The 23,881-nt window shown below is 71.9% G+C and carries 11 protein-coding genes; 5 read left to right on the top strand and 6 right to left on the bottom strand.

The features are described from left to right. Positions 1-110: 110 nt before the first annotated feature. On the bottom strand, positions 111-878 hold the full coding sequence (locus tag AC5L38_RS42255; protein WP_495248459.1) for an ABC transporter permease: 768 nt from the start codon (positions 876-878) through the stop codon (positions 111-113). Between the two features lie 3 nt (positions 879-881). Then, entirely contained in the window at positions 882-1,862 is a 981-nt protein-coding gene (locus tag AC5L38_RS42250; RefSeq protein ID WP_495248458.1) for an ATP-binding cassette domain-containing protein, read from the bottom strand. A gap of 196 nt (positions 1,863-2,058) precedes the next feature. Between AC5L38_RS42250 and AC5L38_RS42245 the strand changes: the two genes are divergently transcribed. Beyond that, positions 2,059-2,811 carry a thioesterase II family protein gene (locus AC5L38_RS42245; RefSeq protein WP_495248457.1) on the top strand — a complete coding sequence of 251 codons (753 nt, stop codon included), beginning with the start codon at positions 2,059-2,061 and terminating at the stop codon, positions 2,809-2,811. Positions 2,812-2,860: 49 nt separating this feature from the next. On the opposite strand, the gene AC5L38_RS42240 is transcribed toward AC5L38_RS42245, so the two are convergent. Together AC5L38_RS42240 and AC5L38_RS42235 are read right to left on the bottom strand one after the other, a co-directional pair. Further along, on the bottom strand, positions 2,861-3,799 hold the full coding sequence (locus tag AC5L38_RS42240; RefSeq protein ID WP_495248456.1) for an NAD-dependent epimerase/dehydratase family protein: 939 nt from the start codon (positions 3,797-3,799) through the stop codon (positions 2,861-2,863). Positions 3,800-4,000: 201 nt separating this feature from the next. Further along, the gene (locus tag AC5L38_RS42235; protein WP_495248455.1) at positions 4,001-5,230 is read right to left on the bottom strand and encodes a methyltransferase domain-containing protein; all 1,230 of its coding nucleotides are present in this window, start codon (positions 5,228-5,230) and stop codon (positions 4,001-4,003) included. 279 nt (positions 5,231-5,509) lie between these two features. Here AC5L38_RS42235 and rfbB point away from each other — a divergent pair, with 279 nt between their 5' ends. Further along, on the top strand, positions 5,510-6,475 hold the full coding sequence (rfbB, locus tag AC5L38_RS42230) for a dTDP-glucose 4,6-dehydratase (protein ID WP_495248454.1): 966 nt from the start codon (positions 5,510-5,512) through the stop codon (positions 6,473-6,475). 416 nt (positions 6,476-6,891) lie between these two features. On the opposite strand, the gene AC5L38_RS42225 is transcribed toward rfbB, so the two are convergent. Then, complete coding sequence (locus AC5L38_RS42225) at positions 6,892-8,139, bottom strand: glycosyltransferase (RefSeq protein WP_495248453.1); 1,248 nt, start codon at positions 8,137-8,139, stop codon at positions 6,892-6,894. A 402-nt stretch (positions 8,140-8,541) separates the two neighbouring features. Between AC5L38_RS42225 and asnB the strand changes: the two genes are divergently transcribed. Continuing rightward, on the top strand, positions 8,542-10,386 hold the full coding sequence (gene asnB, locus AC5L38_RS42220) for an asparagine synthase (glutamine-hydrolyzing) (protein ID WP_495248452.1): 1,845 nt from the start codon (positions 8,542-8,544) through the stop codon (positions 10,384-10,386). 102 nt (positions 10,387-10,488) lie between these two features. Then, entirely contained in the window at positions 10,489-12,045 is a 1,557-nt protein-coding gene (locus AC5L38_RS42215) for an ArnT family glycosyltransferase (protein WP_495248451.1), read from the top strand. A 195-nt stretch (positions 12,046-12,240) separates the two neighbouring features. Here the strand turns inward: AC5L38_RS42215 and AC5L38_RS42210 are convergent, their stop codons facing one another. After that, complete coding sequence (locus tag AC5L38_RS42210) at positions 12,241-13,338, bottom strand: DegT/DnrJ/EryC1/StrS family aminotransferase (protein ID WP_495248450.1); 1,098 nt, start codon at positions 13,336-13,338, stop codon at positions 12,241-12,243. Between the two features lie 366 nt (positions 13,339-13,704). Here AC5L38_RS42210 and AC5L38_RS42205 point away from each other — a divergent pair. After that, a partial coding sequence (locus AC5L38_RS42205; RefSeq protein ID WP_495248464.1) for a type I polyketide synthase occupies positions 13,705-23,881 on the top strand: 10,177 nt, incomplete at its 3' end.

Below are 23,881 nucleotides of genomic sequence, written 5' to 3'. Positions count from 1 at the left end.
GGCGTGAACACCGGCACGAAGTGCGAAGTGCGAGGGGCGAGGGGCGAGGGGCGAGGGGCGAGGGGCCGCCAAGGTGATCCCCTCGCCCGAGGTGTGAGGCGGGCCCGCCGTCAGATGATCTCGCGGTTGAAGGTCCGGGTGCCCCACCAGATCGACAGCACGGTTATCGCCACGAGGACGACGCCGCCGATGACCACCGGCTGGAACGCGTAGTACCCGGTGAAGGTCGCCCTGGCGAGGTCGGCGACCCACGTCAGCGGATTGAATCGCGACAGGATGTAGAGCCACTCGGGCGCCAGTCCGGGGGTTATGGGCATCAGGATGCCCGACAGGAGCGTCAGCGGCAGCAGGCCCGTACTGATCATCGTGGTGAAGATCGGCTCGTTCTTGGCCAGCAGCGCCACCGTGATCGAGCACGAGGTGAGGGTGAGGGTGAGCAGCGCCCCGACGGCCAGGGTCAGCAGCGTGCCGACGACGGTTATCTGAAGATCGAAGAGGATCCAGGCCACCAGGAAGACCAGCATGCTCTGGATCGCCGTCTGGAACACGCGCACCATGACGTTGCCCAGCAGGAGCGCCGTGCGGCTGGCCGGGGTGACCCGCATGCGCTCCAGCACCCCGGTGCTCAGGTCGCTCAGGAGCTTGTATCCGGCGAACGCGCTGCCCATGAGCACCAGATAGATCGTGATGGCGGGCGTCATGACCATCCAGGCGCTCCCGGACGCGAATTCCGGCGAGTCCTTCATGACCCCGACCATCAACGGGGCGAAGAGCAGCAGCCAGGTGAGGGGTTGGGCGATCTCCAGGACCATGCGGATCAGGGACCGGTAGGCGAGGAGGAGCTCTTGCCGGAAGATCAGTGTCGCGTCGCGGAACATGGGTCACGTCCTGTCGGGGGTCGACGTCGAGGCGATGGCGTCCTCGCGGATGCTCCGGCCGGTCAGTAGCAGGAATATGTCGTCAAGGGTCGGTCGTACGACCTGGATGGAGAGGGCGGGGATGCTCGCGAGGTCCAGGGCGCGGATCAGCTCGGGGATCACGGCCTCTCCTCTCGGCACCTGGAACCGCACGCTGTCCCCCCTGACCAGGAGCTCGCTCGCGTCGGGGAGACGCTTGGCGATGGCGGCCGTGGCCTGGACCATGTCCGCCGGCACCGCGATCTCGACGCGGTGCCCGGACACCTTCGCCTTGAGGGCCTCGGGGGTGCCCTCGGCCATGATCCGCCCGTGGTCGATGATGAGCACCCGGTCGGAGAAGAGGTCGGCCTCCTCCAGGTAGTGGGTCGTGACGAACACGGTGGTGCCCAGCTCGGTGCGCAGCATGTGGAGGCGTTTCCACAGGGCCGCCCTGCTCTGCGGGTCCAGTCCGCTCGTCGGCTCGTCGAGGAACACGACCTGAGGTGAGTGCACGAGCCCGAGGGCGACGTCCAGGCGGCGGCGCTGCCCGCCGGACAGCGTGCTGACGAGCCGCTTCTCCAGACCGGTCAGCTCAAGCTGCTCCAGCACCTCCGCGCCGCGGCGCCGCGCGTCGGCCTTCGACAGCCCGTACAGCCTGCCCTGCAGCTCGATCTCCTCCAAGACCGTGTACTCGCCGCTGGTGCCGCCGCCCTGCGCCACGTAGCCGATGCGTCTGCGGACGCCCCCCGGATCGGCCAGCAGATCGAGCCCCGCGACGGTCGCGGTGCCGGACGTCGGCTGGAGCAGTGTGGTGAGCATGCGAAAGGAGGTGGTCTTACCCGCTCCGTTAGGACCCAGCAGGGTGACACACTCACCCGCCGACACATCGATGTCGACGCCCTTGACCGCCTCGACCTTCTGACCGCCCACGTGGAAACTGCGTGTCAGCCCACGGGTTGTGATCATGGAAACCCCTTCCGCCACAGATGGCTAGCAGTGACACTAGGTCTCCGAAACCCGTGAAATCACCGGACTTCGTGGCGTACGGACAGGTCGGCGGCCCCGGGCCGGGGCTCGCGGCCCGGCTTCTAGTGTTTTTGCGAGTCGTCGCCGGGGTTCACTGGTCTCAGTGGCATTCGGCGAGATGAAGGGTCAACGGATCGTGACTACCGCGGACGACGTCAGCACCGCATGGATCCGCCGCTACCATCCGGCGGCGGGGGCGGGTAAGCGCCTGGTGTGCTTTCCGCACGCGGGTGGATCGGCCAGCTTCTTCCGCCCGACCTCGGCCAGGTTCTCACCGGACGCCGACGTGGTGGCCGTCCAGTACCCCGGGCGGCAGGATCGGTTGCGGGAGCCGTGCATCACCGACATCGCCACCCTGGCGGATCGGATCGTCGACGAGCTGATCACGCTGTCGGAGAAGCCGACGGTCTTCTTCGGGCACAGCATGGGGTCGGTGATCGGTTTCGAGGTGGCCTGCCGGCTTGAGCGCAAGGGCGTCAACGCGCCCCACACGCTGATCGCCTCCGGGCGTCGCGGGCCGTCCACCCTGCGGGACGAGTCGGTGCACCGGCGCGACGACGACGGCATCATCGCCGAGCTCAAGCTGCTGAACGGCACGGACGCCGGGTTGCTCGGCGACGAGGAGATCCTCCGGATGGCGCTGCCCGCGCTGCGAGGTGACTACCGCGCGATCGAGACCTACCGCGGGGACCCGGAGCGGAGCATGAGCGCTTCGATCACCGTGCTGACCGGGGACGCCGATCCCAGGACGACCGTCGAGGAGGCGGAGTCCTGGAGCCGGCACACCTCGGGGCGTTTCCGCATGCGGGTGTTCTCCGGCGGCCACTTCTTCCTCACCCGGCACCAGCGGGCGGTGAACGAGGAGATCGCCCAGGAACTCGGGGCGTAACGCGGGACCGGGCCCGCCGCCGGGGTGTGGCGGGCCTCGAAGGGCGTCGTCAGGCGTGCCAGGTGCTCCACGCGTCGGTGATCAGCTCGGTGAGGCCCGACCTCTCGGGAGTCCATCCGAGTTCCTTCACCGCGCGGCTGTTGTCGGCCGTGAGGATCTGTGGTTCGGGCTTGGGCGGCGCCTTCCTGACCGCCACCGGGAGGCCGGTCACCGCCTCCGCCGTCGCCACGACCTGCGCCATGCTGGACGCGGTGCCGCTGCCTATGTTGTAGACGCGGTGTTCGCCCGCCTTCGCGGCGGCGAGCGACAGCCGCACCGCCGCCGCCACGTCGAGGACGTGGACGAAGTCGCGGACCGCCGATCCGTCGCCGTTGAGCGTGACGTACGGCGACTCGCCGGTCAGGGCGCGGAAGACGTTCGGGATGATGCGCTCGACAGCGGTGTCGGTGCGCCCGCCGGCCGACCCGGCGATGTTGAAGCACCGCAGCGTGACCGCGCCGATCGCCCCGGTGGCGGCGTACGCCGCGACGAGCTGCTCCGCGCCGACCTTCGAGGTCGCGTAGGGACTCTCCGGGCGGGGGTCCAGATCCTCGCCCAGGGCGCCGACGTACCGCGAGCCGTAGACCTTGTCGGTCGAGGCGAACACGAACCGGGCAGGCGGCGCCGACCCGCGGACGCGGTCGAGCGCCATGAGGAGGTTGAGGGTGCCGACCACGTTCACGTCGTAGTACGTCAGCGGGTCGGCGAACGAGTCCCGCCCCCGGGACACCGCGGCGAGGTGGCAGATCGCGTCGAAACGCCCCTCGGCGACCACCTCCCCGATCCGGGCGCGGTCGCGGACGTCGCCCTCCACCAGGCCGGCACCGGCGTGGTGCCCCGCGTCCGCGCCGCCCCGGGTCAGGACGGTGACCCGGTGACCGGCGGCGAGAAGATCGAGGGTGACCGCGTGGCCGAGATAGCCCAGACCGCCGGTGACCAGGACGTGCACGTCAGTTCCTCCAGGCGGTCGTCATGCGGTGTTCGGGGCCGGCCTCACCCGACGGGCGGCGGCCTGGGTCAACACCCGACGGGCGGCGGCCTGAGGCAACCGACAAGCCGCCCAGGTCACCTGAGGGGCGGCCCGGGGCATCCGGTAAGCGGCCAGGGTCGCTCGACGGGTGGCCCGGGTCGACCGGCGGGCGGCTCCGGGTCACCTGATGGACAGCTCGGGGAACGGCACGACGAACGCGCCGCCGGCCGCCGAGAAGGCCGCCGACCGGGCGCGGATGCCGGCCTCGAAGTTCCAGGCGAACAGCACGCAGTAGTCGGCCGCGTTCGCGGCCAGCCGCTCGGAGCCCACGATGGGGATGCCGTCGCCCGGCGTGAACCCGCCCACCTTGCGCGGGTTGTCGTCGACGATCCAGGCGATCTCGCCGCCCACCCCGGCCTGGGAGAGCAGGGTGACGGCCCGCGCCGACGCGCCGTACCCGCAGATCCGGCGGCCGACTCTCGACAGGCCGCCCAGCACGTCGTTGAGGGTCGTGCAGACCCGGCCGACGCGGTCCGCGAAGCCGTCGAGGAAAGCGCCGTCGGGCACCCCCGCGTCGGCCTCGGCGCGCAGGATCCGGCCGAGTTCGGCGGTCGGGGGGCGGGCGTCGTCGTCGCGGCCCATCCAGCAGCGCAGCGAGCCGCCCTGGGTCGGGATGAGGTCGGCGTCGAACACCGCGAGGCCGTTCGCCTCGGCCGCCTGCGCCAGCACGTGCAGGGAGAAGTACGACAGGTGCTCGTGGTAGACGAACTCGAAGATGCCGTGCTGGACCATCGGCAGGACGTGCGCGACCTCGATGACGGCGCAGCCGCCCGGTTTGAGGAGCTGCCGGATCGCGCGGAGGACCCCGTTCACGTCGTTGACGTGGGCGAGCACGTTGCTGCCCAGCACCGCGTCGACGGGCCCGATGTCACCCAGTATCTTCTCGACCGTCTCCACCCCGAAATGGGTGGTCAGGGTCGGAACGCCGTGCTCCTGCGCGTGGACCCCCAGCTCGACCGCCGGGTCGACGCCCAGCACCCGCATGCCGCGCTCGGCGAAGAAGCTCAGCTGGGTGCCGTCGTTGGAGCCGATCTCCAGGACCTTCGCCCCGGCGGCCAGCCCCAGCCGGTCCGTGACCCGGGTGGCCAGCGCGCGGCAGTGGTCGACGAGGGCGGGAGCCGCGCCCGTGGCGTACCGGTAGTCGGCGAACAGCACCGACCGGGGAATGACGTCCACGAGCTGGACCAGGCCGCACCCGGCGCAGCGCACGAGGTCGAGCGGATAGCGGTCCTGGGATCGGGCCTGCTCGGCGGTGGGCGCGATGGCGTTGGCGGGCGGCGTCGGGGTGAGCGAGACCACCTCCTCCAGACGGTTGGTCCCGCACACCAGGCATCGGCCGGTGGTGTCCATCAGCTTCTCTCCCCTTCCGCCCATCGGGTCGCCCAGCCGTCGTGGCCACCGTGCCCGATCCGCCGGGAGGCGTCTCGACGGCTCACGACAGGTCCTCGGCAGGCTGGCGCGGTCGGAGCTTACGTCCGCCAACACTAGGGGAATTACCTGATCGCCTAAGGCACAATCACCTGAACGTTACCCCTTGATCTGGGGGGAATCACATGATCGCCGACACCGTGTCCCCGTCCGAGTTGTCCGCCAGAGGCGAGGCAGGTACCGCGGATGAAGGAGTATCAGATGCGAATCCTGGTCACTGGCGGAGCTGGGTTCATCGGATCCCATTTCGTACGGTCGATGCTGGACGGCCGGTATCCCGGCCACGAGGACACCCGAATCACCGTCCTGGACAAGCTGACCTACGCCGGCAGGAGGGAGAACCTGCCCGAGGCGCATCCGAGGCTGACCTTCGTGCGCGGCGACATCTGCGACCGGGAGCTGCTGGCCGACCTCCTGCCGGGACACGACGCGGTCGTGCACTTCGCCGCGGAGTCGCACGTCGACCGGGCGGTGGACGACGCCGAACCGTTCATGTGGGCCAACGTGATGGGCACCCACCGCCTTCTCGAACAGTGCGGGGTGCACGGGATCCAGCGCGTCGTGCACGTGTCCACCGACGAGGTGTACGGGTCGATCGAGCAGGGATCGTGGACGGAACGGTTCCGGCTCGAACCCAACAACCCGTACTCGGCGTCGAAGGCGGCCAGTGACTGCCTCGCCCGCTCGCACTGGCGCACGTACGGCCTGGACCTGTCGATCACCCGCTGCTCCAACAACTACGGGCCCCGGCAGTATCCGGAGAAGATCATTCCCCGCTTCGTCACCCGCCTGCTCCAGGGGCGCGACCTCACGCTGCACGGAGACGGCAGCGCCGTCCGCGAGTGGCTGCACGTCGACGACCACTGCCGGGGCATCTCGCTGGTCCTCGACAAGGGCCGCGCCGGTGAGATCTACAACATCGGCGGCGGGATAGAGCTCACCAACCGGGAGCTGACCGGCCTCCTGCTCGAACTGGCCGGGGCCGACTGGAGCCGGGTCCGCTACGTGCCCGACCGGCGGGTCCAGGACCACCGCTACTCGATCGACCACAGGAAGATCACCGAGGAGATCGGGTTCGAGCCCGTGATCGACTTCAAGGAGGGCCTCGCGGACGCCGTCACCTGGTACCGGGAGAACCGGTCCTGGTGGGCGGCCCTCGACGCGTAGTTCGACGCGTAGGGAATGCGGCCGGAGGTCCCGGCGACGGGTGCGGGCCGGTGCGCGGGCCGGTGCAAGGGCCGATGAGTGGGCCGGTGAGTGGGCCGGTGCGCGGAGCCACCCCGCGCGGTGACGTAACGCGCTGAGCCGGCTCGCGCGGGTACGTGACGCGTGGAGCCACCCCGCGCGGTGACGTGCTGAGCCGGCCCACGCGATGACGTGACGTGCTGAGCCGGCCCGTGAGGTGACGCGACGTCGGCCCGTGAGGTGACGCGACCTCCGGCGGCCCGCCTTACGGTGACCTCGGCCGCCGCCTCCGCGTCACGGCCCGTGATCGCAGCCTGTGATCGCAGCCTGTGATCCCAGGCCGTGATCCCAGGCCGCGCCGGGTCATGTGTCTCGCCGCAGGGGTTCCGTGGCCACCCTCACCTGGCCGCGGACACCTCCTCGATCATCTCTTCGATCGCGCGGACCGCCGTGCCGGTCCCGTCCTCCTGGCGGATCGCCGTGCCGAGCGCCCGGGCGCGGGCAGCCATGCCGCCGTCGGTGAGCAGGCGATCGAGCGCGCCCCGCAACCAGCCGGCCTTGAAGGCGTGGTGGTGACGGGGCGAGGGCCCGACACCGAGCTGCGCGATCCTTCTTCCCCAGTGGAGCTGGTCGCCCTGGAGCCACACGACCGCCTGCGGGACACCGGCCCGGAACGCCGCCGCGGTCGTCCCGGCCCCTCCGTGATGGACGACGCACGCGGCGCGGGCGTAGAGCCATCCGTGCGGGACGAAGTCCGCCAGGAACACGTTGGGCGGCAGCTCCTGGTCGCCGAGTCCCGCCCAGCCGGACTGCAGGACGACACGCCGGCCCAGGCCCTCGACCGCCTCCAGCAGCTGCCCGGTGACCGCGCGGGCGTCGAACCCGTTGTTCGATCCGAAGCCGATCACGACCGGCGGCTCGCCGGCCACGAACGCCGCGAGGTCGTCCGGGGGGACGTACTCCGGCTCCTCCAGGAACCAGTACCCCGTGGTGCGGTACGTGGGGCCGAAGAGCGGATCGTGCCTGAGGGTGTGCGGGCTGATGGCGACGAGGTTGAGCAGGCGCGAATGGCTCGCGTCGAAGAGGATGTCGCGCCAGGGCGGAAGGCCGGCCGCGGTGACGACGGGGTTGAGAAGCTTGTCGGTCGCGAGCCTGACCCCCGAGCCGACGACCGACCACGCGAGGGCGTTGCCGACGGGCCCGAAGTCGACGTTGTTCGGGCCGTGCCCGCGCGCCCGGCGCAGCGGCCAGGTGTGGTGCACGCCCACCTGGGGCGTGCCGACCGCGCGCGCCGCGGCGACCGCGCCGATGGACAGCGGCGAGTGGATGACGACGTCGGCCTCACGTGCCAGCTCCATGAGCTGGGGCACCGCGGCACGCTGCTCCTGCGCCAGGAAGTCGATCACGACCGTCAGCTGCCGCAGCTTGTTCCTCTCGTTGAGGATGCGGGCGTAGTTCTCCTGGAATTCCGTCTCGCTCCACGCCGGCCTGCCGGCGAAGGGGACACCGACGGCGTCGGCGCGGGCCGCGTAACCCTCGGAGGCCGAGAACGTGACGTCGTGGCCCGCCGCGAGGAGTTCCTTTCCGAGGGCGAGGAAAGGCTGGAGGTCCCCTTCCGAGCCGACGGTCACAATGAGGGCACGCATCGCGTCAGAGCCGGACGGTCGGAGTCGGGTTCACTTTTGGTCGCCTTCCTGGACCGGCTGCCGAAGTGACGTGTGTGACGAATCCGAGCAGCGATCTTGTTTTCCTGTCCGGCACATCCTGATGCGGCCGATTCCCGGAAATCACTAGAACCACGGTGCCGACGGGTGTGACGTGCGGGTCTTCGCCGTCGCCCGAGTGGGGCCGGCCCGGACACGCCCAGCCTTTTTCCTGCCCGCCTCGCCGAAACCGACTAGGCGTTTTCCTAGAAAAATGTCCATAACATCGGATTTCAGCAGGGCGTCGGGACCGGCGCCCGCGTCAGCGCTTCGTCGGGATCCACCTGAACAGGCCACCCACGAGAACCGTGGTCGATTTCTGTAACAGACGAGGAGAGACCGGTTATGTGCGGGATCACGGGCTGGGTGTCCTATGACGCGGATCTGACCGAACGGCAGGCCACGATCGACGCGATGACCGCCACCATGGCGCTGCGCGGGCCCGACGCCTCCGGAACGTGGCTTCAACGGCACGCCGCGCTCGGTCATCGAAGACTGGCGGTCATCGACCTCGACGGCGGCGTACAACCCATGGAGTTCGCCACGCCGGACGGCCCGGTGGTCCTGGTGTACAGCGGCGAGACCTACAACTTCATCGAGCTGCGCAGGGAACTGCGGGCCCGGGGGCACCGGTTCCTCACCGCGAGCGACACCGAGGTCGTGCTGCACGGTTACCTCGAATGGGGTGAGAGCGTCGTCGACCACCTCAACGGGATGTTCGCCTTCGCCGTCTGGGACAGCCGTGACCAGAAGCTCGTCCTGATGCGCGACCGGCTGGGCGTGAAGCCGCTCTACTACTACCCGACCCGCGACGGGGTGCTGTTCGGATCGGAGCCGAAGGCGATCCTCGCCAATCCTCTGGCCCGCAGGGCCGTCGACATCGACGGGATACGCACGGCGGTGACCGGCATCGGTCCGGGGCAGGCGATCTGGAAGGGGATGCACGAGGTCGAGCCGGGCACGCTGGTCATCGTCAACGCGAGCGGGATCCGCAAGAGGACGTACTGGAGGCTTCGCACGGCGCGGCACACCGACGACCAGAGGCGCACGGTCGAACGGGTGCGGCAGTTGCTCGACGACACCGTCAAACGGCAGCTGATCTCCGATGTGCCCCAGTGCGTCCTGCTCTCCGGCGGGCTGGACTCCAGCGCGATCGCCGCCCTCGCGTCGCCCAAGCTGACCGCGGCCGGTGAACGGCTGCGCACGTTCTCGGTCGACTTCGTCGACCACGTCGACCGCTTCAAGGCGGACGTGTTCCGGACCACCCCGGACGCGCCGTTCGTCAAGGACATGGTCGACCTGATCAAGCCGGTGCACCGGCAGGTGGTGCTGAACGCGGAGGATCTGTCGGATCCGGCGATCCGCCGCGCCGTGATCACGGCTCGGGACACGCCGAACGCGTTCGGCGAGTCGGACATCTCGATGTACAGGCTGTTCCGGGAGATACGGAACGAGTCGACGGTGGCGCTGTCCGGCGAGGCGGCGGACGAGAACTTCGGCGGCTACCAGTGGTTCCACAACGAGATTCGCGAATTCCCCATCTTTCCCTGGATGGCGGCGGTGCTCGGCGCGCAGGCCGGCGGCGCCGCCGTCATGCCCTTCACGGCGGAGGGGCTGGCGGCCCTGGAACTGGACACCTACCTCGGGGACCAGTACGCGACGGCGGTGGCGGCCGTCGAGCACCTCGACAGCGCGTCGCGGGTCGAGCGTCAGATGCGCGTCATGTTCCACATGCACCTGACCAGGTTCCTGCGGATGCTGCTCGACCGTAAGGACCGCCTCTCCATGGCGGTCGGTCTCGAGGTGCGGGTTCCGTACTGCGACCACCGTCTCGTCGAGTACGTCTACAACGTGCCGTGGAAGCACAAGTCGTTCGACGGCAGGGAGAAGAGCCTGCTGAGGCACGCCGTGAAGGACCTGCTTCCGCCGTCGGTGGCCAACCGGGTGAAGAGCGGCTACCCGACGATGATGCATGACATCCGCTATTCGAGTGCCCTGCAGATTCAGGGCAAGGAAGTGCTGGCCGACGCCGACAGCCCGTTGTTCACGCTGTTCAACCGGGAATGGCTGAAGAACGCGGTCGAGATGGATTCGTCGACGATATCGCACGGCGACAAACTTCTCCTGGACAAGATGATCGACATGCACTGCTGGCTCGACATCTACTCGCCCGAGTTCTCCCTGTCCTGACCATGTCCTGACCATTCCGAATGTGGACCGAGGGCGTTCCCGTACGGGAACCGACGGCGCCGCTCCCGGCGGCCGGACCTACGTGAGGGCGGGGAGAACAGCATGGACGAGTCCGCTGTGAGGACGCGGGAGGCGACCGCGCCGGCTGGGCCGGCCAGCGCGCCGGAGAGCGCGATCGCGCCCCTGGCGTGGGGGCCCGTGTCGGTCGTCGCCGGAGCGGTCGCGGTGCTGCTGCTGGCGACGAGCGGCCGGTACGGCTACTTCGCCGACGAACTGTACTTCGTGGCGGCCGGCGAGCACCTGGACTGGGGGTACGCCGACCAGCCGCCCCTGCTGCCGCTGGTCGCGCACGTGATGGACACGCTGTTTCCCGGTTCCCTGGTCGCCCTGCGACTTCCCGCGACGGTGCTGACGGCGCTGGGGGTCGTCGTCGCCGCCCAGATCGCCAGGGAGCTGGGCGGCCGGCGCCGGGCTCAGGTGATGACCGCCGCGGTGTCCGCCATCGGCATGGTCGTCAACGGCCACCTCCTGGCCACGAACGCCTTCGACGGGTTCCTGTGGGCGGTGGTCTCCTGGCTGGTGATCCGCTGGGTCCGGTCGCGGGAGGAGGGGCGGCGGGACGACCGCCCGCTGCTGTGGGCGGGTGTCGCCACGGCCGTCGCCCTGCAGGTCAAGTTCCTCATCCCGGTGCTGTGGCTGGCGCTGGGAGTGGCCGCGCTCGCGGTGGGACCGCGGGACCTGCCGCGCAGGCCGCTGCTGTGGGCCGGTGCCGCGATCACCGTGCTGACGATGCTTCCCGGGCTGGCCTGGCAGGCCGGCAACGGGTGGCCGCAGTTCGAGATGGTCCGGACGGTGTCCGAGGAGGTGAGCCTGAACGGCGGCCGCGCGCTGTTCCTCCCGCTCGTGCTCGCCCAGCCCGGCCTGCTGGCCGGGGCCGTGCTGGCCTGGTACGGCCTGTGGCGGCTCCTGCGCTCCCCGCTGCTGCGGCCCTACCGGTTCTACGGCGTGGCCGCCGTCGCGGTGATCCTGGTCTTCTGGCTGGCCGGCGGCCGGTGGTACTACGTGATCGGGCTGTTCCCGGTGCTGTGGTCCGCGGCCGCGGTCGAGCTGCAGCGGCACCGGCCGGCGCGCTGGTGGCGCTGGGTCCCGACCTGGCCGGTCGTCGCGCTGTCGGTGCTGCCGTCCCTCTACTGGCTGCCGGTCCTGCCCGAAGACCGGGTGCGACAGCCCGGGCCCGGCGAGAACCCCGGGGTCGGCCTCGTCACGATCGGCCAGTTCGGCTGGCCGGAGTTCGCCGACGCCGTCGGCCGGGCGTACCGGACACTGCCGCCGGACGAGCGGCGGGACGCCGTGGTGATCACCAGGGTCTACTGGCAGGCCGCCGCCATCGAGTTCTACGGCCGCGAGCGGGGGCTGCCGAAGCCGTACAGCGGCAGCCGTGGTTACTGGTACTTCGGCACGCCTCCCCGGGGGACCGGCACGGTGCTGTACGTCGGCGACGAGGCCGAGCGGCTGCGCTCGTACTTCGGCGACGTGCGGCGGGTGGCCACCGTGGACACCCGCCTCGGCCTGGAGGTCGGCACGCCCATCTGGCACTGCCGCGAGCCGCGGGCCCCGTGGCCGGAGCTGTGGCCAGAGTTCCGGCGGACGGCCATCTGACGTACGGCGGCGGGCGGGCGGGGGACGGACGGCTGTGCGAGGTGGTGCGCGGAGACGCGAGAGGTCCGGCCGGCCAGGGAGACGAGAGGATCCTGCCGGCCGGCACGTCGACCGGCCGGCACGCCGAAAGGTCACACGTGTGAACGGTCACTCGCGGGAACGGGGACTCGTAGGAACGGTCACTCGCGGGAACGGTCACACGTGGGAACGATCATACGCGTGCGCGTCGCGTGGCCCGGTTCCCCGGTAGAACTCGCGTACCTTCCCGATCACCCAGTCCTGGTCGGACTCGGTCAGCCCGGGGTCGGTGGGCAGGTAGAGGCCGTCGGCCGCGAAGCGGGCGGCGTTCAGCGACGGCCAGTCGGGGGTGCGGTACATCGGCTGGCGGCTCATGGGCTGGAAGAACGGCCGGGTCTCGATCCCCGCGTCGGTCAGGAACTCCCGCAGCTCCTCGCGCCGCTCCACCCGGATGTCGTACATCCACAGGACGTCGCGGGGCGGCATGATGGTGACCCCGTCGATGCCGTCGAGCCCGCTGTCGTAGTGGTTCTCGATCCGCTTGCGGATGGCGAGTATTTCGTCGATCTGCTCCAGCTGGGCCAGGGCGACCGCGGCCTGCATGTTCGTCATGCGGAAGTTGTAGGCCAGCTTCTTGTGGATGAAGTCGTGCTCCTTGCTGAAGGCCATGCTGCGCAGGTGGGCCATCTGCTGGGCGAGATGCTCGCTGTTCGTGACGCAGACGCCCCCCTCACCGGCAGTGATGATCTTGTTGGCGAACAGCGAGAAGCACGCGATGTCGCCCACCGGGCGCACGCCGTGCGCCTCCGCCGAGTCCTCCACCACCCTCAGGTTGTACTCGTGCGCCAGCTTCATGATCGCGTCCATGTCGCACCGCCGGCCGTAGACGTGCACCGGCATGATCACCTTGGTACGGGGGGTGATCCGGGACTCGATCAGCGAGACGTCGATGTTGAGGTCGTCGGCGCAGTCCACGAACACCGGCACCGCGCCGGTGTAGGTGACCGCCCACGCGGTGGCGATCATGGTGAACTCGGGCACCAGGACCTCGTCGCCGGGGCCGACCCCGAGCGCCCGCAGGGCGAGGGTGAGGGCGGTCGTGCCCGAGGAGCACGCGACGCCGTACGAGAGGCCGTTGTACTGGGCGAACTCCTCCTCGAAGCGCCTGACGAAGGGGCCCTGCGAGGATATCCAGCCGGAGCGGACGGCCTCGGTGAGGTACTCCATCTCCCGTCCCGCGAGGTACGGTTTCGAAACCTGATATCTGAACGCCATGGGGTTCCTCACTCATCAGCCGGCCGGCTCGTCGGCACGGGGCGATAAGAGGCGCTCAGAAGATCCCGTCCCCTCGCCGCGTCGCGACACGGGACTCTCCGGACACGCGCCGGGCCAAGTACAGGAGAACCCGGACGGCACTCGTGAAAACACTAGGATCCGCGCGCCCCGGGGCGGAGACCTGGCCCGCGGCGCCGCACAACTAGTGAAACGCGCAGCCTGTGCTCGGCATAGTTCGAGCTGGCCGTAGGGCCACGAGCCGGACGCGGTGATCCGGACGCCCGCCCTCGCCGGGCGGCGGACCGGGTCTCCGCGTGTCGGCATGACGACGTGTATGGGGAGCGGTGCGTGAATCGATCCGAGTTCATGCCTGGCCATGACTCCGGCACGGACGACGATCGCATCGCGGTCGTCGGGGTGTCCTGCCGGTTGCCCTCCGCGCAGGGGCCGGCGGAGTTCTGGCGGCTGCTGCGCGACGGCGTGAGCGCCGTGTCCACGGTGCCACCCGGCCGCTGGAGCGCGGACACGGACGCCGAGGCCGGTGCCGGTGCGGATACTGAGCCCGATGCCGATGCCGATGCCGATGCCGATGCCGATGCCGATGCCGGTGCGGATGCCGCGCCCGGTGCCGGTGCGGACGCCGCGCCCGGTGCCCGTGCGTACGGCGCGTTCCTGGACGGGGTCGACCGGTTCGACGCCGGGTTCTTCGGGATCTCACCCCGCGAGGCCCGCGCGATGGATCCCCAGCAGCGGCTGACGCTGGAGCTCGCCTGGGAGGCGCTGGAGGACGCGCGTGTCGCGCCCGGCCCCCTCCGGGGCACCGACGTCGGCGTGTTCGTCGGCGCGACGGCCGACGACTACGCGCTGCTGAGCCGCCGGAGCGGCGCGGCGGGGATCGGCCACCACTCGCTCACGGGCGTCAACCGCAGCATCCTCGCCAACCGGGTCTCGCACTTCCTCGCCCTGACCGGCCCGAGCATGGCCGTGGACACGGGCCAGTCGTCCTCCCTGGTGGCGGTGCACCTCGCCTGCGAGAGCATTCGTAGCGGCGAGTCCGCCATGGCCCTCGCGGGCGGGGTCCAGCTCAACCTCGCCGAGGAGGGCGCCCTGGCGGCCGAACGGCTCGGCGCGCTGTCCCCGGACGGCAGGTGCTTCACCTTCGACGCGCGGGCGAACGGTTACGTCCGCGGCGAGGGCGGCGCCGTCGTCCTCCTCAAGCCGCTGTCGCGCGCCCTCGCGGACGGCGACCACGTGTACTGCGTCATCTCGGGCAGCGCGGTCAACAACGACGGCCCCGGCGAGACGCTCACCACTCCGAGCCCCCGGGCGCAGGAGCGGGTGCTGCGGTCGGCGTACCGGCGCGCGGGCGTGGATCCGGCGAGCGTCGGCTACGTCGAGCTGCACGGCACCGGTACCAGGGTGGGCGATCCCGTCGAGGCCGCCGCGCTCGGCGCGGTGCACGGCACCGGCCGCTCGGGCGTGCCCCTGTGGGTGGGATCGGCCAAGACCAACGTCGGCCACCTGGAGGGCGCCGCCGGCATCGTCGGGCTGCTCAAGACCGTACTGGCCATCGAGCACCGCCTGCTGCCGCCGAGCCTGAACTTCGAGCGGCCGAACCCCGCGATCCGCTTCGACGAGTGGAACCTGCGGGTGGTCGGGTCCCCGACGCCGTGGCCGGTGGGCGACGGGGACGGTAACGAGAACGGGGACGGGGGCGGGCGTCTCGTCGCGGGCGTCTCGTCGTTCGGCATCGGCGGCACCAACTGCCACGTCGTGCTGACCTCGGCCCCGGAGCGGGCTTTCCCGGCACCGGCGACCGGGCCCGGCGCGCCGGGGGAGCGGTCCGGGGCAGCGGGGTCCGGGGCAGCCGGGTTCGGGGCAGCGGGGTTCGGGGCAGCCGGGTTCGGGGCGGCGGAGTTCGGGGCGGCAGGGGCTGGGCCGGAAGGGTCCGGAGCGGCGGGGCCTGGGGCGGAAGGGACGTCACCGGCGTACTGGTCGCTGTCCGGCCACACCGAGGGCGCGCTGCGGGCACAGGCGGCCCGGCTCGCCCGCCACGTCAGGGAGCGGGAGGACCTCTCGCCCGGTGACGTGGCCTTCTCGCTGGCGACGACGCGTGCCGGCCTGCGCCATCGGGCGGTCGTCATCGGCGACGGTCGCGAGCGACTGCTCCACGGGCTGGACGCGCTGTCGGCGGGGCGTTCCGCGCCCGGGGTGGTGCGCGGCAGGACCGGCGCCGACTACGGTTCCGGTTCCGGCGGCGTGCTGCCCGGCCCGGCGGAGCACGCCGACCGGCCGGTCTTCGTGTTTCCCGGTCAGGGATCGCAGTGGACGGGGATGGGGGCGGAGCTGCTCGACTCGTCGCCGGTGTTCGCCGCCGCCATGGCGGAGTGCGAGGCGGTGCTGGCGCCGTTCGTCGACTGGTCGCTGACGAGCGTCGTCCGGGGAGAAGCCGGCGGCCCGTCCATGGAACGCGCGGACGTGATCCAGCCCGTGCTGTGGGCGATCATGGTCTCCCTGGCTGGGCTGTGGCGGTCGTACGGCGTGGAACCGGCCGCGGTGGTGGGCCACTCGCAGGGGGAGGTCGCCGCCGCGTGCGTCGCGGGCGCGCTGTCGCTGGAGGACGGCGCCTGGCTCGTGACCGCCAGATCGAAGCTGATCACCGAGGTCCTCTCCGGCAGGAGCGGCATGGTCTCGGTGGACCTGCCCCCTGAGGTCATGGACGACCGGCTGGCCCGCTGGGAGGGCCGCCTGACCGTCGGCGCCGTGAACGGCCCGTCCTCGGTGGTGGTGTCGGGGGACAACGAGGCACTGGCCGAGATGACGGCCGAGTGGGCGGACACGGTACGGATGCGCCGGGTCAACATCGACTACGCCTCGCACTCCTCCGTCGTCGAGCGGATCGAGGAGCGCCTGGCATCGCTGCTGGCGCCGATCCGGCCACGTAGCTCGGCGATCTCCTTCTACTCGACGGTTACCGGCGCCCCGCTGGACACGGCGGAGCTCGACGGTGACTACTGGTACCGCAACCTGCGCCGGCCGGTCGACTTCCAGGGCGCGGTCGAGCGGCTGCTGGCCGACGGGTTCGGCCCCTTCATCGAGGTGAGCCCGAACCCGGTACTGGTCGGCAGCCTCCAGGAGAGCGCGCGGACCGCCGGCCGTCCGGTGGTGACCGTCTGCACGCTGCGGAAGAACGACGCCGGGGTCTCCCGCGTGACGACCTCGATCGCCGAACTCCACGTGAACGGGGTGGAGGTCGGCTGGGAGAGACTCCTGCCCGCCGGGTCCCGGGTCGAGCTGCCGACGTACGCGTTCCAGCGTGACCGCCACTGGCTGGAGGAGCCCGGCCGGGGAGGGGAGCGGGGGAAAGCGGGTCCGCGGGCGGGGTCGGCACCGGGATCGAGACCAGGACCGGGATCGGGATCGGGATCGGCGGGCGACGGGAGGCCGGACGAGCTGGACGGACCGGACGGGCCGGATGCCGTCCGGTCCGGTTCCGGCAGCTCGCTGGACCTGGTCCGTGACGCGTGCGCGGCGGTCCTCGGGACCTACGATCCCGACGGGATCGATCTCGGCCTGCCCTTCAAGGAGCTCGGCTTCGACTCCGCGATGCTCGTCGAGCTCACGACCCGGCTCCATCCGGCCGACGGGCCCGCGCTGAGCGCCACCGTCCTCTTCGACCACCCCACGCCGGCGAGACTCGCCGCCTTCCTGGGGTCCACGACCGCCACCGGTTCCGAACCTCCGCCTCCGGAACCGGTGGCCTCTCCTCCCGCGGCGGGCGAGCCCGTCGCGATCATCGGGATGGCCTGCCGCTACCCGGGCGGGATCGACTCCCCGGAAAGCCTGTGGCGGCTGGTCGACGCCGGTGTGGACGCGGTGTCGGCGCTGCCCGCCGACCGTGGCTGGCGGATGGGGGGCCTCGCCGCGGACCATCCCGGAGGCTTCCTCCACGACGCGGGAGACTTCGACGCCGCGTTCTTCGGGATCTCGCCGCGTGAGGCGCTGGCGATGGATCCGCAGCAACGACTGGCGCTGGAGGTTGCCTGGGAGGCGGTGGAGCGGGCCGGGATCCCGCCGTCGTCGCTGGAGGGCACCCGGACCGGCGTGTACCTGGGCGCGATGGCGCAGGACTACGGCGTCCGCATGCACGAGGCGTCCGGCGACGCCGAGGGCTACACGCTGACGGGCACCTCGCCCAGCGTCCTGTCCGGCCGGGTGGCGTACACCCTGGGGCTGGAGGGCCCCGCGATCACGGTGGACACCGCGTGCTCGTCGTCGCTGGTCGGCCTGCACCTGGCCGCGCAGGGGCTGCGCTCCGGGGAGTGCTCGCTGGCGCTGGCGGGCGGGGTCACCGTCATGTCGACGCCGGGCATCTTCCTGGAGTTCGCCAAGCAGGGCGGCCTCTCCCCGGACGGGCGGTGCAAGGCGTTCGCCGACGCCGCCGACGGCACCGGATGGGCCGAGGGCGTCGGCGTGCTGGTGCTGGAACGCCTGTCGGACGCCCGCCGCAACGGCCACCCGGTGCTCGCCGTGCTCCGCGGATCGGCCGTCAACTCCGACGGCGCCTCCAACGGCCTGACCGCTCCCAGCGGCGTCTCCCAGCAGCGGGTGATCCGGCAGGCCCTCGCCGGTGCCGGGCTCTCCACCTCGGACGTGGACGTGGTGGAGGCGCACGGCACGGGTACCAGGCTGGGCGACCCGATCGAGCTCCAGGCGCTGCTGGCGACGTACGGGCAGGACAGGCCGGACGACCGGCCGCTGCTGCTCGGGTCGATCAAGTCGAACATCGGTCACAGCCAGGCGGCGGCCGGGGTCGCGGGTGTGATCAAGATGGTGATGGCCATGCGGCAGGGGGTCGTGCCGCGGACGTTGCACGTCGACGCCCCCACCTCGCACGTGGACTGGTCGGCCGGCGCGGTCGGGCTGGTGACCGAGCGCGCGGGCTGGCCGGAGTCCGGACGGCCCCGCCGGGCCGGGGTGTCGTCGTTCGGGATCAGCGGCACCAACGCACACGTGATCGTCGAGCAGGTGCCGGACCCCTCCACGGAGCGGGTGCCGGCTCCCCCCGCCGAGCGGCCGTCCGGACAGGGCCAGCCCTCCGACTCCTCCGATTCTTCTGCCCCCTCCGAGTCCGGTACGACGCCGACCGTCGCGCCGGGGGCGTCCGGCGTGGTGCCCTGGGTGGTCTCCGGTAAGACCGAGGCCGCGCTCGACGCCCAGATCGACCGGTTGACGTCCTCCGTGGCAGAGAGCGGAGCGGACCCGGCCGACATCGGCTACGCGCTGGTGACGGCCCGTTCGGAGTTCGCCCACCGGGCGGTGCTGCTGGCGGGAGGCGACGGCGTGGCCGAGGCTGCACGCGGCGTCGCCGGCGCGCCCGGCCCGGTGGCGGTGCTGTTCGCGGGACAGGGCGCGCAGCGGATCGGGATGGGCCGCGACCTCGCCGCCCGCTTCCCGGTCTTCGCCCGCGCGCTCGACGAGGTGTTCGCGCGGCTGGCCGGCAGGCTGGAGAGGTCGCCGCGCGAGGTGATGTTCGGCGCGGACGCCGGGGCACTGGACCGCACCGAGTACGCCCAGCCGGCGCTCTTCGCGATCGAGGTGGCGCTCTTCCGCCTGGTCGAGTCCTGGGGCGTGACCCCGGACCTGCTGGTGGGACACTCGATCGGCGAGATCGCCGCCGCCCACGTGGCCGGGGTGCTGTCGCTGGACGACGCCTGCACGCTGGTCGCCGCCCGGGGCCGGCTGATGCAGCGCCTGCCCGAGGGCGGGGCGATGGTGTCCGTCCAGGCCGGCGAGGCGCAGGTCGAGCCGATGCTGGAGGACGGGGCCGTCATCGGCGCGGTGAACGGCCCGTCGTCCGTCGTGATCGCCGGAGCCGAGGACGCCGTCCTGCGCGTCGCCGCGCGCTTCGACAGGACCAGGCGCCTGCGGGTGAGCCACGCCTTCCACTCGCCGCTGATGGAGCCCATGCTGGCGGAGTTCCGGGAGGTCGTCGAAGGGCTCACCTTCCAGCGGCCGGGGACGCCGATCCTCTCCACCGTGACCGGAGGGCCGGTCGACGCCGCGTACCTGTGCTCGCCGGACTACTGGGTGGACCACGTCACGCGTCCGGTGCGCTTCGCCGACGCGATCCGCGCCGCCGGGGCGGCGGGGGCCAGGGTGTTCCTGGAGCTCGGCCCGGACGGCGGGCTGTCGGCACTCGTCCACCAGAACCTCGCCTCGCCGACCGGCCGGAACCCGGCCGGGACGGTGGAGCCGATCGGGACGGCGGGACCGGCCGGAACATCGGGACCGGCCGGGACGTCGGGATCGATCGAGACGTCCGGGCCGGTCGGAACGCCGGGACCGGTCGCCATCCCCGTCCTGCGCAAGGACCGGGGCGAGGAGGCCGCGGCGCTGGCGGCGGCCGCCAGACTGTACGTGCACGGGACGCCGGTGCGGTGGCCGGAGCTGTTCCCCGGTGCGGTGGCTCGCCGGGTGGACCTGCCGACCTACGCTTTCCAGCGGGAGCGGTACTGGCCCCACCCCTCGGCGACCGCGGGCGACGTCACCTCCGCCGGGCTGGACCGGTCGCGACACCCGCTGCTCGGCGCGGCGGTGGAGCTGCCCGACACCGGCGGGTTCCTGTTCACCGCCCTGGTCTCGACGGCCGCGCATCCGTGGCTGTCCGACCACGTGGTGGCCGGGCGGGTGCTGTTCCCCGGCACGGCCTTCGTGGAGCTGGCCGTGCGGGCGGCCACCGAGGTCGGGTGCGGCCTGGTGGAGGAGCTCACGCTCACCGCGCCGCTCGTACTGCCCGAGCGGGGCGACGTGCGACTGCAGGTGGCGCTCGGCGCCGCCGACGGCGGCGGTGGCCGGACGGTCGGCGTGTACTCCCGCCCGGCGGACGAGCCGGACGCGCCCTGGACCCGGCACGCCACCGGCGTGCTCGCCCCCGGCCTGCCGGGTGTCCCCGACCCCGGCCTGGGCGAGTGGCCTCCCGCGGCCGCCGTCCCGGTGGATCTCGGCGACTTCTACGAGCGGCGGGCGGAGGCGGGCTTCTCCTACGGTCCCGCGTTCCGGGGGGTGCGCGCCGTCTGGCGTGCCGGCCGGGAGGTGTTCGCCGAGGTCGCCCTGCCCGAAGGACCCGCGGCCGACGCGGGCTCGTACGGACTGCACCCGGCCCTGCTCGACGCCGCGCTGCACGTGGCGTCCCTCGCCGGGCTCGACGAGGCGGACGGCGGGCTGCTGCCGTTCGCCTGGACCGGGGTGTCCCTGCACGCGTCCGGCGCCTCGACGCTCCGTGTCCGGATGAGCGGGGCCGGTACGGACACGATCACGCTGGTCGCGGCCGACGCCGGGGGCGGCGTGGTCGCGTCGGTCCGCTCCCTCGCGCTCCGTCCCGCGAACGATCCGCGGCCCGCGGCGCGCACCGGCGGCGGACCGCTGCTGCGGCTGGACTGGCCGCTCGCGCCGGAATCCGGTAACGGGGACCGCCCGGCGAGGCGCTGGTCGGTACTCGGCTCCGACGAGTGGGGTCTCGTCGCCGCCCTGCGCGCGGCCGGGCAGGCGGCGGACCTGGTGGACGAGCCGGACCCGGCCGCGGACGTGACGCTGGTCGAGGTCCCGACGCCGGCCGGGGACGACGTTCCGGCCGCCGTGCGGTCGGTGACCTCGGCGGTCCTGGCCCGGCTGCGGGAGATCGGGGACGACGAGCGCGCCGACACCCCCGTGATCTTCGTGACCCGTGGAGCGGTGACCACCGATGTCGATGTCGATGTCGCGGCCGTGCCCGACCCCGTCGCGGCGGCGGTCTGGGGCCTGGTGCGCTCGGCGCAGATGGAGAGCCCCGGGCGGTTCGTCCTGCTCGACCTTGACGCCGAGCCGGTGACCGGCGAGACGCTGGTCGCGGCGTTCGACTCCGCGTCCGGCTCCGCGGAGCCGCAGGTCGCGGTACGCGACGGCCTGCCCCGGGTGCCGAGGCTCGTCGCGGCCACCGGCGACCGCGCCGCCTCACCCGCGCCGGGCACCTTCCGGGGAGCCGGTGACGAGTCCGTACCGGACACCCTCGGGGGAGCCGGTGAGCCCGTACCGGGCCCCTTCCGAGGTGCCGACGGCACCGTGCTCGTCACCGGAGGTCTGAGCGGGCTGGGCGCGCTCGTCGCCCGCCATCTGGTGGACGAGCACGGCGTACGGCACCTGACGCTGGTCGGCCGGCGCGGCCCGGACACCGAGGGCGCCGCGGAGCTGATCTCGGAGCTGGCCGCCCGGGGGGCCGAGGTCACGGCCGTCGCCTGTGACGTGTCCGACCGCGACGCCCTGGCCGAGCTGATCGCCGGGATCTCCCCGGAGCACCCGCTCACCGGGGTGGTGCACGCCGCCGGTGTGCTCGACGACGGGCTGATCGGGGCACTGACCCCCGAGCGGATCGACACCGTGCTGCGGCCGAAGGTGGACGGCGCCTGGCACCTGCACGAGCTCACCCGCGACCTGGACCTGACCGCGTTCGTGGTGTTCTCCTCGGTGTTCGGGACGCTCGGCAACGGCGGCCAGGCGAGCTACACCGCGGCGAACGCCTTCCTCGACGCCCTCGTACGGCAGCGCGCCGCCCTGGGACTGGCCGCCCTGTCGATCGGGTGGGGACCGTGGCGGCAGGACACCGGGATGACCGCGGCCCTCACCGGGACGGACATGCGGCGCATGACCCGGGCCGGGTTGCGCACCCTGTCCGGCGAGCAGGGACTCGCCTTCCTCGACGCCGCGCTGGCGGGCCCCGAGCCGGTGGTGGTGGCGGCGCGGCTGGACCGGGCCGCACTACGGGAGCGGAGCCACGTCCCGGCGGTCTTCCGCGCGCTGGTACCCGCCCCCATGCGACAGGCGGCCGCCGCGTCCGCCGGCTCCGGCACGCTCGCCGCCCTGTCCGGAGAGGCGCTCGGCGAGGCCGTGTCCACGCTGGTGCTCGGGCAGGTCGCCGCCGTGCTGGGGCATGCCTCGGCGAACGCGATCTCGCCCGACCTGACCTTCCAGGACCTCGGTCTCGACTCCCTCACCTCCGTGGAACTGCGTAACCGGCTGATCGAGGCGACCGGCCTCCGGCTGCCCGCCACGCTGGTGTTCGACCAGCCCACCCCGACGGCGGTGACCGGCTTCATCCGCGAGCGACTCGACGGGGTCGAGGCGGCCCCCGCGCCGCCCGTGCGTGTCACGGCCCCGGCCGATGAGGACCCGATCGTCATCGTCGGCATGGCCTGCCGCTATCCGGGCGGCGTCACCTCACCCGAACAGCTCTGGGAACTGGTCACCGAGGGCAGGGACGCCATCTCGGACTTCCCTGCCGACCGGGGCTGGGAGCTCCAGGACGGGTCCTTCGCCCGCGCGGGCGGGTTCCTGTACGACGCGGCCGAGTTCGACGCGCCGTTCTTCGGTATCTCGCCGCGCGAGGCGCTGGCGATCGACGTCCAGCAGCGGCTGCTGCTGGAGACCTCCTGGGAGGCCGTCGAACGGGCGGGCATCGACCCGCTCACCCTGAAGGGCAGCCGGGCCGGTGTCTTCGCCGGGATGATGTACCACGACTACCCCTCGACCGGAGACGGAGCACCGGACGAGCTGCGCGGGATCGTGGTCAACGGGACCACGGGCAGCGTGACCTCCGGGCGGGTGTCGTACACGCTGGGCCTGGAGGGTCCGGCGGTGACGGTGGACACGGCGTGTTCGTCGTCGTTGGTGGCGGTGCATCTGGCGGCGCAGGCGTTGCGGTCGGGGGAGTGCTCCCTGGCGCTGGCCGGAGGGGTGACCGTGATGTCCACCCCGAACACCTTCGTCGACTTCGCCCGCCAGGGCGGCCTGAGCTCTGACGGCCGGTGTCGTTCGTTCTCCGAGGCCGCTGACGGGGTCGGTTGGTCGGAGGGTGTGGGTGTGCTGGTGTTGGAGCGGTTGTCGGACGCGCGCCGCAACGGTCATCAGGTGTTGGCGGTGGTGCGTGGGTCGGCGGTGAACCAGGACGGTGCGTCCAACGGGTTGACGGCGCCGAACGGTCCGTCGCAGCAGCGGGTGATCCGCCAGGCTTTGGCCGGGGCGGGGCTGTCGGCATCGGACGTCGACGCGGTGGAGGGGCACGGAACCGGTACGACGCTGGGCGACCCGATCGAGGCGCAGGCACTGCTGGCCACCTATGGTCAGGACCGGCCGCAGGACCGGCCGGTGCTGCTGGGCTCGATCAAGTCGAACATCGGCCACACCCAGGCGGCCGCCGGTGTGGCGGGCGTGATCAAGATGGTCATGGCGATGCGGCACGGGGTGCTGCCCCGGACGTTGCACGTGGACGCGCCGTCCTCGCACGTGGACTGGGACTCAGGGGCGCTGGAACTGCTGACCGAGCCGGCCGGGTGGCCGGAGACGGGCCGCCCGCGCCGGGCGGGGGTGTCGTCGTTCGGGATCAGTGGGACCAATGCGCATGTGATTTTGGAGCAGTTTGCGGTGCCGGTGGAGGTGCCGGTGGAGGTGCCGGTGGTGGGGGACGTGGTGGAGGGGGGTGGGGTTGTTTCGTGGGTGGTGTCGGGTCGTA

This window comes from Streptosporangium nanhuense (assembly GCF_059358815.1).
Note: the sequence above shows the minus strand (reverse complement) of the source record. Positions and strands in the feature narration are given on the sequence as shown.